We start from the raw sequence: 11,864 nt of genomic DNA on the forward strand, positions 1-11,864 counted from the left end.
TTGCGCCGGCTTCGCCGCGCCGCAGCGGAAAGCCGGAAACCCATCCCCAAGAGTCGGGACACAACCAATGGTTCGCCAGACCATCTTCGGGATAGGACCGCGCCTAAACCGGGGAGGCGGCCTGGACCGTCCGGCGACCCAGGAGGCGAATCGGTGCCGCTTCCCTCATGACGGTTTTGGGACAGGCGGGACCGATGGTTCAACAGGCTTATCCACCGCCTTGTCCACGGTTCTGTGGATAACTATGGTCAAGCGCGCGGGGCGTCCCCGCGCGTCGCGCCAGTCACACTGGTGCAGAAATGCTGCCCTATGCGACTGGTTGCTTCGCTGCACGGCACAAATCCGGTCAAAGCAAAAGGCCCCACCGTGGCGGTCATGCCACAGCGGGGCCTCGCGAGGGATCCGGACAGGGCTGTGGACGAAGGCCACGGCCGCGCTTGCCCGGTTGCCGGGCGTCAGCCCTGCGGGCCGAGCATTTCCGCCTTCACGGTGGCGAAAGCCCAGTCGAGCCAGGGCAGCACCGCCTCCATATCCTCATTCTCCACCGTCGCGCCGCCCCACAGGCGCAGGCCGGGAGGCGCATCGCGGTAGGAACCGGCGTCGAAGGCGGCCTCCTCCTTCTCCAGCAGGGCCGACAACTTCTTGGCGAAGGCGGCCTGGGCCTCCTCCGACAGGGCGGTCACCTCCGGATCGGTGAAGCGCAGACAGATCGAGGTGCAGGAGCGGTTCGCCGGATCCTTCGCGAGGAAGCCAGCCCAGGGGCTGGTCTCCACCCATTCCGCGACGATGCGCAGATTCTGTTCCGACCGGCGGATCAGCGGGGTCAGGCCGCCCAGCGACAGCGCCCAGCGCAGGCCGTCGATGGCGTCCTCGACGCACAGCATCGACGGGGTGTTGATGGTGTCGCCTTCGAAGATGCCCTCGATCAGCTTGCCGTTCTTCGTCATCCGGAAGATCTTCGGCAGCGGCCGGTCGGGCTGGAAGCTCTCCAGCCGTTCGACGGCGCGCGGGCCCAGCACCAGCATGCCGTGCGCCGCCTCGCCGCCCAGCACCTTCTGCCAGGACCAGGTGGCGACATCGAGCTTGTGCCAGGGCAGCGCCATGGCGAAGGCGGCGGAGGTGGCGTCGCAGATGGTCAGCCCCGCGCGGTCGTCGGCGATCCAGTCGCCGTCGGCGACGCGGACACCGGCGGTGGTGCCGTTCCAGGTGAAGACGACGTCACGGCTGAAATCGACCGAAGACAGGTCCGGCAATTCGCCATAGGGGGCGATCAGGTTGCGGACGTCGGGAAGCTTCAACTGATTGGCGACGTCGGTGACCCATTCCTTGCCGAAGCTTTCCCAGGCCAGCATGTCGACGCCGCGCGGGCCCAGCAGCGACCACAGCGCCATCTCCACCGCCCCGGTGTCGGAGGCGGGGACGATGCCGATGCGGTAGTCGCCGGGAATGCCAAGCACCGCGCGGGTGAGGTCGATGACCTCCTTCAGCTTGGCCTTACCGGGCTTGGAGCGGTGGGAGCGGCCGAGCAGCGCGCCGTCCAGCGCATCGAGCGACCAGCCTGGACGCTTCGCGCAGGGGCCGGAGGAGAAGAGCGGGGTGTCGGGGCGGCGGCTGGGCCGGCCGGCGGTGTTGGCATTCATGGCGCGGACTTCCTGTCCCGGAACGGGAATGTGCGGAGGCCCGGACCTTAAAAGCTGTGTCCGGCCCCGTCAATCGACCCTGGCGGACCTCAGCCCGGCGGACACCGCAGGCAAAGCCACCGTCTGGCGGCTTATCTGCTGCGGCCGACCTTGCCGTTGCGGTAGGTCCAGGCGGCCTCGCCCCCGCCGCCCGGCTGGGGCATGGAGACGGTCAGGGTGTCGTTGTCGATGGAGACCTGGGCGGCGTCGCTGCACGAACCGAAGGGAAAGGAGACCATCGGTTGCGTCCCGCCCAACTCCAGGATGCGGAAGCGGGTCGGGCAGTCCTTGGCGCCGGTGTCGGCCTGGAACAGGGCGATCCAGCGGTCCTTCAGGGAATAGGCGCCGACGAAGGACAGCATGGCGCTCTCCTTGTCCTCGAACACCGGCTTGTCGTCGACCGACACCTGGGTGTGCTTCGGCGCGACGTCGGTCATCGTCAGCACGTTGTTGCCGAGCGCCGCCATCAGGCGCGGTTCGGCCGCCGCGGCGGAGGCGGCGATCCCGAAGCCAACCGAAAGGCTGCCCACCACCGTGACGCACACGCTAAGAACCCGCAAAGGCCGTCTCCCTGGCTGCTGCGCCCCGGCGGGGCGGCTTGTCCGAACGGGGCGCACCATAATGCGGCAGGCGCTCCGCCGGAAGCCGTCCTTTTCGGTTTGAGGCGGTCAAGGTCAGGCGATCGACGGCTCCGGCGCCGGTCTCAGCGGATGTTGACGCTGAGGCCGAAGCCGGGGACGACCGCCGGCGGGGCGTAGACGACCGGCGGCGGCGGGGCATAGATCACCCGCGGTGGCGGGGGCGGCGCATAAACCACCGGCGGCGGGGCGTAGATGACGGGCGGCGGTGCGTAGAACACGTCGCGCTCGCGCCAACGCGGGTGGTGGGGCCGGTCCCAGCCACGCCATTCCGGTCCACCGTGCCATTCTGGTCCACCGCGCCATCCCGGTCCGCCGCGCCAGTCGTCATGGGCGGCGGCGGCGCCGGCGGTGGCACCCAGCATGGATCCGGCGAGCAGAGCGCCCAGAGCCACGGCTTTCAATCCAGAACCAAAGCGGCCAGTCATTCCGGCGTCCTCCAACTGTCGGGGGCATCCCGCCCCTATGATCGGATGAACGCCGCCGCCTCCGCTTTCATTCCGGCCTTCCGGAAAGATTTTGGCCATATGGCTTTGATTATAGGGCTTCGGTCGGGGAATCAGGCCCTGGCGGATGCCGGCGGCGCGAACAGGCTGGGCTGCCTGTAGGCGGGGCGGTCGGCGGGACGGCCGAAATGATAGCCCTGGGCCAGTTCGAAACCCCAGGCGTTGAGCTGTGCCGCCTGGTCCTGGGTCTCCACCATTTCCGCGATCACCCGCACGCGGACTTCCCGGCACAGTCCGACCATGGCGCGCAGGATGGCGTCGTCGCGCGGGCTGCCCCCGAGCCGGCGGACATAGCTGCCGTCGATCTTCACGAAATCGACGGGCAGGGCCTGGATATAGGGAAAGGAGGCGGCCCCGGCGCCGAAATCGTCCAGGCAGATGCGATGGCCGGCCCGCCGCAGCTCCTCCAGGATGCGGGCGGCGCGCGGCAGGTCGGTCAGGCCGGTCGACTCGGTCACCTCGACCAGCAGGCGGGAGCGCAGGGCGGGGTCGCGACCGACCAGCCGCTGGAAGGCGACGACGAAGATGTCGCTGCCCAGCGAGGCGGCCGACATGTTGACGGCGATCTGCAACGTCGGATCCGCCGCGAGCGTCTCCAGCGCCTTTTCGCAAACCAGCAGGTCGACGTCATGGACCAGGCCGATCTGCTCGGCGAAGGCGATGGTCGGGCCGGGGGCGCCGTTGGGGAAGCGGGCCAGCGCCTCGTAATGGTGCAGGCCGCGGGTGGCGAGCGAGACGATGGGCTGGAATTGCAGCTTCAACCGGTCGTCGGTCAGGGTGGTGCGCAGGCTGGTCACCCGCGTCACCGTCTGATCGACCAGCAGCTTCACCGCGTCATGCATGGTCGAGATGTCGAAGTTCGTCGAATCCTCGGCGAAACTCTTGATCGTGAACATCAGCACCCGACCGGCATCTTCGCGGCTGAGGCCCGGCGCCGACATGTCGAGCGTCAGGTTTTCCGACGCCAGCGGCTGACCATCCGGCGACAGGCTGGCGCCGGTCACCGCGATCTCATCGGCGAGCGTGCTGGCCGACAGGTCGCTGCCATGGACAAGGCCGAAGCGGTCCTCCCCCAACCGGGTGGCCAGCGTGTCGTCGGCGGCATGAACGCGCAGCAGGGCCCCGACCTCTCCCAGAAGGCGCAGGGTCAGTTCCGGCCCCAGCCGCGACTTCACCTCGCCGAAATCAGCGATCTTGATCAGGGTCAGCTTCGGCGGCGCCTTGCCGACATCGACGCCGAAGCGCTCGCCCAACTGGGCCTGGAAGGCGTCGGGATCGAGCAGCCCGGTTTCCGCGTCGCGCGCCGGCTGCGCCGTGCCCGCCCCCTGGCTTTCCGATTTGGTCAGCGTCAGCTGGACATTCGGCGAGCGGCCGAGCCGGTAGCCCGACAGCATCGCCTGCATTCCGCCGGCCAGGGCCACCGCGCGCGGTTCCAGCCGGCAATTGGAGCCGGCGGTGCGCAGCAGACGCCGCACCAGCCCGCGGTCTCCGGCCGCGACCACCCGGTCGATGGACTGGCCGATCAGGTCGGCATCGGTGGTGCCGAGCAGATGCTGGAGCGCGCCGGCCGCGAAGCCGATGGTTCCGCGGGCGTCCACCTCGATGAGCACATCCGCATTGGCGAATGCGAAGCCAAGGAAGCGGGCGACGTCCGATGTCATGATGCCTCGGCAAGTATCGCGGTTTGGCGGGATAGTCGGACGGCTATCGTCCTGAGCAATAAAATATCTGATAATGGTTCGTATACTTATCCTAAATGAAGCCTTGCCGCCATCGAATTTGCCGATTGACAAAGTTTCAATTACGGACGCGGCGCATACTAAGGTATGCGATGGACAATGAGAGGAAATTGGTCCCGGCCGGCCGCGATCACCCTGCGCGATCGCCGGCCTCCACTTCCCCGGGGCCGGCATTCATGGTAAATGATGCCCTATGGTAGAGACCCGTCGCACAGGTGACCGTTCGAACGAGCCGATCCGCCCGGATGCCGGCGGCGGGCGGGTTCCCGCGGCCGGCGTGCGTGCGCGGGCGGACGGTGTCGCCCAGCAGGGGCGTCAAAGGGTTCCGAGCCTGCGTGAATTGGCGGCGCTGGTGGTCAATGGCGTGTTGACCCTGCCGCGCAACTATCGCCGCGGAATGTTCCTCGATGTGCAGGTGTAGCGCGCGGGTTCAGGGACGGGTGTAGGCGGCGGCATCGGGACCGAACAGCCGGTCTATCAGCAGTTCCGGCAGCTCATATTGCGGCAGGCACAGGCTGGTGCTGCGGGCGTGCAGCAGGTGCAGGCACAGCCCCTCCGCATCGGGGAAGGTGCCGACGCGGAAGCGTTCGCGGGCGGCCCTGACGAAGGGCGTGTCCTCGCAGGCGTTCACCGCGGGGAAGCGGATCTCTTCCCACACCGAACGCCGGTAGGCGTAGGAGAAGCCGTAGCCGTCGAGATTATCGGGGGAGGGCGGGCTGTCCGGCGCCTCCACATAGCTGCACCCTTGCCGGCCCCAGCGATGGTGCGAGCCGCCGCGGGCGGTGTCCCAATAGCCGAAGCGCCGGTAGGGCGCGCTGTAGAGGAACCAGCCCGACAGCGTCACCAGATCATGTCCCCGCTCCAGCCAGCCCAGCATCCGCTCCACATAGGCCGGCGCATAGAAATCGTCATCGTCCATATGGACGATCACCGATCCCTTGGCATGGTCCGCCAGGATGTTGCGCTTCTCGCCGATGGCGTAGCGGCTGGGCGAGTAAAAATATTTGAGCCGGGGGCTGGCCAGCGGCTTCAGATAGGCGGAGGGGCGCGGGCTGTCGTCGAACACCAGCCACTCGATCTCGCCATGGGTCTGTGCCTGGATGCGGGCGTGCAGGCGGGGCAGGAACTCCTCCCGCTGCCAGGTGGGCGTGATGATGCTGACCAGGGGAGCGGAAGGGACTGTGGGCGTCATGGTCGTTTTCTTGTCCGGACGGGCTGCCAGCGTGTAGACAGGGGGCAGGATAACACCGCGATCCGCCACTGTGCATGCCACCATCCATCGGGGTCCGCACCGCGCAAGGGGCGGCGAGGGAATGATTAAGGACACGTCCCGTGGGAATGATCGACCGCATCTGGATCGTCTTCGCTGCGCTCAATGGCGCCATGGCGGTCGGCACCGGCGCCTATGCCAGCCACGCGCTGGCCGCCCAGCCGCAGGCGCAGGAGTGGTTCCGCATCGCCGGACAGTACCAGATGGCGCATGCGCTGGCGCTGGTTCTGCTGGTGGCCCTGGGCGGTCGGGTGACCGCGAGCGGGCGCTTGCTCCTGCGGACGGCGGGATGGCTGTTCGTCGCCGGAATCCTGCTGTTCTGCGGCACGCTCTATGCGCTGGCGACGATCGGCCCCCTGCCGCTGCCGATGACGGCGCCGGCCGGCGGCTGGAGCTTCATGCTGGGTTGGCTGGCGCTGGCGGTCGCGGCGCTGCGGGTGCGCGGCTGAGGCTTGGCGCCCCGCTGGCCGGCTTCGCTCGATCGACCGGCGTCAGCCCGCCGTGGCGGCCCGCAGGTCGGAACGGCCGATCCCCTGGTCGCCGGCTGGTCCATCGCCCTCGGCGTCTTCCGCGGCGGGTGCGCAGTAAAGCCCGTGCAGCGTGGCCATGATGGTCTGCGCCTCGTGCCCGTTCAGCGAATAGTAGATGTTCTGGGCGCTGCGCCGCGTGCGCACCAGATTGTCGTTGCGCAGCCGGGCCAGATGCTGCGACAGCGCCGACTGGCTGAGGCCGACCAGATCCTCCAGTTCACCCACCGACCGCTCCCCCTGACTGAGGTGGCACAGGATCAAGAGGCGCCGTTCGTTGCACATCGCCTTCAACAGCGCGCTCGCTCGGCGGGCATTGGCCTGCAAATCCTCGATCTTCATCGCTCTACCGTCGCCCTGTCCGTTCCGATTCGTTTTGTGCCCGAGCCATCCCCGGGCCATGCCTGTGCCATCGTTGAGCGGCCAAGCAAATAAAAATGCCCGTATCCTAGTATATTCGTACCCGATGGGCATTGTCCACATGCCGCAAAGCTCCATGGGAACCACGCCACTGCTTGGCCCTGGCATAGGCTCGAGGATCGCCGTCATCGCCGGTCCGCGCTTTTTCTATCGGAGATAATCAGTTCCGCTGTACACGTACAAATCCTTGGTTGCGGATTTGGCGGCGGGAGCGGCGTGATGCGTCACCATCCGTCGTGACAGTGCCCGGTGGACCGGGGTAGCATTCCTCCATGACCGACCACCCGTTGAATACCAAGGGCTTGCAGTGCCCGCTCCCCGTCCTGCGCGCGCGCAAGGCGATCAAGGCCATTGCCGTCGGCGACACCTTGACCGTCGAGGCGACCGACCCCGGTGCCCGCAGGGACTTCCCGGCCTTCTGCGAGGCGACGGGCAACCGCCTGCTGTCCGTCGCGGAGGAGGGGGGCGTCCTGCGCTTCGTCATCGAGCGGGTGGCCTGAGCGCCGTCCATGGCCGCCTTTCACGGGCGTCCTTCATGGCGCCGTCCCGCATCCCTTCGTATCCAATAGCGTCGTGTAGCGGATTGCCGCGCTTCCCGAAAGTGGGCTGTGACGAATCGTCCCGGATTCAGCCTGTACTTTCATTAGCGATGCGGGAAGAATGGTTTTCGGAAACGCCTGAGACGCCGCCTGAAAACCGCCCGAAAAACAACGATAACGACCGAAAATCGATGTTCACCACCCTGTTCACCCACCCGGCGTGCCTGGAGCACGACACGGGTCTCGGTCATCCCGAATGCTCCGACCGCCTGCGCGCCGTGCTCGCCGCCCTGGAGACGGAGGAGTTCCACATGCTGGAACGGCAGGAGGCGCCGCGCGCCACGGTTGAGCAGCTTCTGCGGGCGCACCCGCGGTCGCACATCGACCGCGTGCTGTCCCTGATCCCGGAGGTGGAGCATGCGGGCGTCGATGCCGACACGGTCGTTTCGCCCGGATCGGGGGAGGCGGCGCTGCGCGCGGCGGGCGCCGTCTGCGCCGCGGTCGACGCGGTGGCGACCGGCCAGTCGCGCAACGCCTTTTGCGCCGTCCGCCCGCCCGGTCATCATGCGGAGCGGGAGAAGGCGATGGGCTTCTGCCTGTTCAACAACGCCGCCGTCGGCGCCTTCCACGCCCGTGCCGCCCATGGTTTGCAACGGGTGGCGGTGATGGATTTCGATGTCCATCACGGCAACGGCACGCAGGACATCCTCCAGCACGACCCCGACATGCTCTATTGCTCGACCCACCAGTCGCCGCTCTATCCCGGCACCGGCGATGCGGGCGAGAAGGGGGAATACGGCAACTGCGTCAACGCGCCGCTGCCGGCGATGGCCGGCTCGCCGGAATTCCGCCACGCCATGACGCATGTCATCCTGCCGGCCATCGATCATTTCAAGCCGGACCTGCTGATCATCTCCGCCGGCTTCGACGCCCATTCGCGCGATCCGCTGGCCGGTCTGCATCTGATCGACGATGATTTCGTCTGGGCCACCCGCAAGCTGGGCGAACTGGCCCGCACCCATTGCGGCGCGCGGATCGTCTCGGTGCTGGAGGGCGGGTACAATCTGCGCGCCCTCGCCTCGGCGAGCGCCGCCCATGTGCGCGAACTGATGTATTGCTGACAGGCGCGATCCGGGCGGATGGTCCCCCCTCCCTTCCGGGAGGGGACTGTCCGAACGCATAGGCCGGAGCCATGCGGCACATAGTCCGCAAGTGTCGGGACCACGGACCGCCTCGGGTCTTGCGCCGGACGGTAGCGGGGCATACCTTCGCGGGCTCGAGGTTTCATCGATGGTTCTGCCCGACATGCACCCTGCCGCCTCCCCAGGTCCGAATTCCGGCGTTCCCATTCCGCCCGACATCGCCGCCCTCAGCTTCGAGGACGCGCTCGCCGAACTGGAGCGGATCGTCCGCCAGCTTGAGGAAGGGCGCGGCAAGCTGGACGACGCCATCTCCTCCTACGAGCGGGGCACGGCGCTGAAGCGCCATTGCGAGCTGAAGCTGCGCGAGGCGCAGGCCAAGATCGACCGCATCACCGTGAGCGCCGACGGTTCCCTCGGCACCGAACCCGCCCGGATCGACTGACGTGCAGACCACTTCCCAATCCGATCTGAAATCCGCCATGGCGGAGATCGCGCAGGCCGTTGAACTGAAGATCGGCGCCCTGCTGCCGACCACCGACCTGCCGGAGGCGCGGGTGTTCGAGGCCATGCGCTATGGCTGCCTGAACGGCGGCAAGCGGCTGCGCCCCTTCCTGGTGATGCAGTCCTCCGCCCTGTTCGGCGTCAACCCGGACTGCGCCATCCGCGCCGCCGCCGCGGTGGAGATGGTCCACAGCTATTCGCTGGTCCATGACGACTTGCCGGCGATGGATGACGGCGAGCTGCGGCGCGGCCGTCCGACCTGCCACCGCCAGTTCGACGAGGCGACCGCCATCCTGGCCGGCGACGGGCTGCTGACGCTGGCCTTCGAGGTGCTGGCCGATCCGGCGACCCATGAGGACCCCAACATCCGCTGCCAGCTGGTGACGGCGCTTGCCAAGGCCGCCGGCGGGCACGGCATGGTCGGCGGCCAGATGCTGGACCTGATCGCCGAGCATGAGACTTTCGACCTCGGCACCACCACGCGGTTGCAGCGCCTGAAGACCGGCGAGATGATCGCCTTCTCCTGCGAGGCCGGCGGTATCCTGGGCAAGGCCAGCCCGCCGCAACGTACGGCGCTGCGCGCCTATGCCCACGACCTCGGCCTCGCCTTCCAGATCGTCGACGATCTTCTGGACGTGGAAGGCACGGCGGAGGAGACCGGCAAGACGGTCGGGCGCGACGCCCAGGCCGGCAAGGCGACCTTCGTGTCGATCCTGGGCCGCGACCGCGCCCGAGCCCAGGCCGAGATGCTGGCCGATCAGGCGGCGCAGCACTTGGACATTTTCGATGGGCGTGCCGATATGTTGAAGGCGGTCGCCGACTTCGTCGTCGCGCGCCGCGCCTGACCAGAGCTTTGAGGACCATCACGACGTGACCGCCACCAAGACCCCGCTGCTCGACCTTTGTCCGACGCCAGCCAAGCTGCGGGCCCTCAAGCCCGAGCAGCTCCGCCAGTTCGCAGACGAGCTGCGCACCGAGACCGTGGACGCCGTATCGGTGACCGGCGGCCATCTCGGCGCCGGGCTGGGGGTGGTCGAGCTGACGGTGGCGCTGCATTACGTGTTCGACACGCCCTATGACCGGCTGATCTGGGATGTCGGTCACCAGTGCTATCCCCACAAGATTCTGACCGGGCGGCGCGACCGCATCCGCACGCTGCGCATGGGCGGGGGCCTGAGCGGCTTCACCAAGCGCTCGGAGAGCGACCACGACCCGTTCGGCGCCGGTCACAGCTCCACCTCCATCTCCGCCGGCCTCGGCATGGCGGTGGCCAGCAAGATGAAGGGGGAGCGGCGCAACGTCATCGCCGTGATCGGTGACGGCGCGATGAGCGCCGGCATGGCCTATGAGGCGATGAACAACGCCGCCTCCACCAAGTCGCGGCTGATCGTCATCCTCAACGACAACGACATGTCGATCGCTCCGCCGGTCGGCGCGATGAGCGCCTATCTGTCGCGGCTGATCTCGTCCAAGCCCTATCTGTCCCTGCGCCATCTGGCGAAGGAGATCGCCGACCAGCTGCCGCGCCCGCTGCGCAACGCCGCCCGCCGGGCGGAGGAATACGCCCGCGGCATGGTCACCGGCGGTACCCTGTTCGAGGAGCTGGGCTTCTACTACATCGGCCCGATCGATGGGCATAACCTGGACCATCTGCTGCCGGTGTTGCAGAATGTCCGGGACGCCGACGACGACAAGCCGGTGCTGATCCATGTCGTCACCAAGAAGGGCAAGGGCTATGGCCCGGCCGAGGAGTCGGCCGACAAGCTGCACGCCGTCGCCAAATTCGACGTGGTGACCGGCACCCAGTCCAAGCCGAAGTCGAACGCCCCGACCTACACCCGCGTCTTCGCCCAGAGCCTGATCGCCGAGGCGGCGGCAGACCCCTCCATCGTCGGCATCACCGCCGCCATGCCGTCGGGAACCGGGCTGGACCTGTTCGGGGAGCGTTTCCCCGACCGCTGCTTCGACGTCGGCATCGCCGAACAGCATGCGGTGACCTTCGCCGCCGGCATGGCGACGGAGGGGTTCAAGCCCTTCTGCGCCATCTATTCCACCTTCCTCCAGCGCGCCTACGATCAGGTCATCCATGACGTGGTGTTGCAGCATCTGCCGGTGCGCTTCGCGCTGGACCGCGCCGGTCTGGTCGGCGCGGACGGCGCGACCCATGCCGGCTCCTTCGACACCGCCTATCTCGGCTGCCTGCCCGACATCGTGCTGATGGCGGCGGCGGACGAGCTGGAGCTGATGCATATGGTGGCGACCCAGGCCGCCATCGACGACCGCGCCTCGGCCCTGCGCTATCCGCGCGGCGAGGGGGTGGGGCTGGAACTGCCGGAGCGCGGCGGCCTGCTGCCGATCGGCAAGGGCCGCATCCTCCAGGAAGGCACCAAGATCGCCATCCTCAGCTATGGCACCCGGCTGGGCGAGGCCCGGCGCGCGGCGGCGGAGCTGGCGGCGCGCGGCCTGTCGACCACGCTGGCCGACGCCCGCTTCGCCAAGCCGCTGGACGAGGATCTGGTGCGCCGGCTGGCGCTGGAGCATGAGGTTCTGATCACCATCGAGGAGGGCTCGGTCGGCGGCTTCGGCAGCTTCGTGCTGCAATTCCTGGCGATGGCCGGGCTGCTCGACGGCGGGCTGAAGATCCGGCCGATGGTTCTGCCGGACCTCTATCTCGACCACGACTCGCCGGCGAAGCAATATGAGGCCGCCGGCCTGACCGCCCAGCACATCGTCCGGACCGCGCTCCAGGCCTTGGGGATGGAGAGCGCCGCCGCGCGGGCCTAACGCCATCCGCCGAGCCCCTCCGAAGGGCGTAATGCCATTTGTCTAGAGGATTTTCAGCTTGTTCGACTGGTGTGGAGCGCGAGCGACGCCGTAAAGTGTCAAAGCTGAAATGGTTGCCC

General features: G+C 67.8%; 13 protein-coding genes. 7 read left to right on the plus strand and 6 right to left on the minus strand.

All coding sequences use genetic code 11. The annotated features are described in order from the left end of the window. Positions 1–455: 455 nt before the first annotated feature. The 4 genes from AZL_RS25025 to AZL_RS25040 all read right to left on the minus strand — a co-directional run bounded on the left by AZL_RS25025 (position 456) and on the right by AZL_RS25040 (position 4,484). Positions 456–1,640: a phosphoserine transaminase gene (locus AZL_RS25025; protein ID WP_012977212.1), complete on the minus strand. Its 1,185-nt coding sequence runs from the start codon at positions 1,638–1,640 to the stop codon at positions 456–458. Positions 1,641–1,771: 131 nt separating this feature from the next. After that, positions 1,772–2,239, minus strand: coding sequence for a hypothetical protein (locus tag AZL_RS25030; protein WP_247894484.1), 468 nt, complete (start codon positions 2,237–2,239; stop codon positions 1,772–1,774). Between the two features lie 143 nt (positions 2,240–2,382). Further along, the gene (locus tag AZL_RS25035; RefSeq protein WP_052293774.1) at positions 2,383–2,712 is read right to left on the minus strand and encodes a hypothetical protein; all 330 of its coding nucleotides are present in this window, start codon (positions 2,710–2,712) and stop codon (positions 2,383–2,385) included. A 164-nt stretch (positions 2,713–2,876) separates the two neighbouring features. Then, entirely contained in the window at positions 2,877–4,484 is a 1,608-nt protein-coding gene (locus AZL_RS25040) for an EAL domain-containing protein (RefSeq protein WP_148219636.1), read from the minus strand. Positions 4,485–4,755: 271 nt separating this feature from the next. Here AZL_RS25040 and AZL_RS25045 point away from each other — a divergent pair, with 271 nt between their 5' ends. Next, the gene (locus AZL_RS25045) at positions 4,756–4,983 is read left to right on the plus strand and encodes a hypothetical protein (RefSeq protein ID WP_012977215.1); all 228 of its coding nucleotides are present in this window, start codon (positions 4,756–4,758) and stop codon (positions 4,981–4,983) included. A gap of 9 nt (positions 4,984–4,992) precedes the next feature. On the opposite strand, the gene AZL_RS25050 is transcribed toward AZL_RS25045, so the two are convergent. Beyond that, a complete protein-coding gene (locus tag AZL_RS25050; protein ID WP_012977216.1) occupies positions 4,993–5,754 on the minus strand; it encodes a glycosyltransferase family 2 protein in 762 nt (253 codons plus the stop codon). 146 nt (positions 5,755–5,900) lie between these two features. On the opposite strand from AZL_RS25050, the gene AZL_RS25055 reads away from it, so the two are divergent. After that, positions 5,901–6,281 (plus strand): DUF423 domain-containing protein, encoded by a 381-nt coding sequence (locus tag AZL_RS25055; RefSeq protein ID WP_247894485.1) that lies wholly within the window; start codon positions 5,901–5,903, stop codon positions 6,279–6,281. A gap of 42 nt (positions 6,282–6,323) precedes the next feature. Here the strand turns inward: AZL_RS25055 and AZL_RS25060 are convergent, their stop codons facing one another. After that, complete coding sequence (locus tag AZL_RS25060; RefSeq protein ID WP_012977218.1) at positions 6,324–6,701, minus strand: ArsR/SmtB family transcription factor; 378 nt, start codon at positions 6,699–6,701, stop codon at positions 6,324–6,326. Between the two features lie 350 nt (positions 6,702–7,051). Here AZL_RS25060 and AZL_RS25065 point away from each other — a divergent pair, with 350 nt between their 5' ends. The 5 genes from AZL_RS25065 (at position 7,052) to dxs (ending at position 11,745) form a co-directional block, all read left to right on the plus strand. Further along, a complete protein-coding gene (locus AZL_RS25065) occupies positions 7,052–7,279 on the plus strand; it encodes a sulfurtransferase TusA family protein (protein WP_012977219.1) in 228 nt (75 codons plus the stop codon). A gap of 230 nt (positions 7,280–7,509) precedes the next feature. Next, a complete protein-coding gene (locus AZL_RS25070; RefSeq protein WP_012977220.1) occupies positions 7,510–8,439 on the plus strand; it encodes a histone deacetylase family protein in 930 nt (309 codons plus the stop codon). A 169-nt stretch (positions 8,440–8,608) separates the two neighbouring features. Then, the gene (locus tag AZL_RS25075) at positions 8,609–8,902 is read left to right on the plus strand and encodes an exodeoxyribonuclease VII small subunit (protein ID WP_148219637.1); all 294 of its coding nucleotides are present in this window, start codon (positions 8,609–8,611) and stop codon (positions 8,900–8,902) included. A 37-nt stretch (positions 8,903–8,939) separates the two neighbouring features. Then, on the plus strand, positions 8,940–9,806 hold the full coding sequence (locus AZL_RS25080) for a polyprenyl synthetase family protein (RefSeq protein WP_042445794.1): 867 nt from the start codon (positions 8,940–8,942) through the stop codon (positions 9,804–9,806). A gap of 25 nt (positions 9,807–9,831) precedes the next feature. Beyond that, positions 9,832–11,745 carry a 1-deoxy-D-xylulose-5-phosphate synthase gene (gene dxs / locus AZL_RS25085; RefSeq protein ID WP_012977223.1) on the plus strand — a complete coding sequence of 638 codons (1,914 nt, stop codon included), beginning with the start codon at positions 9,832–9,834 and terminating at the stop codon, positions 11,743–11,745. Positions 11,746–11,864: the final 119 nt, after the last annotated feature.

The sequence above is a fragment of the Azospirillum sp. B510 genome (assembly GCF_000010725.1).
Taxonomy (GTDB): domain Bacteria; phylum Pseudomonadota; class Alphaproteobacteria; order Azospirillales; family Azospirillaceae; genus Azospirillum; species Azospirillum lipoferum_B.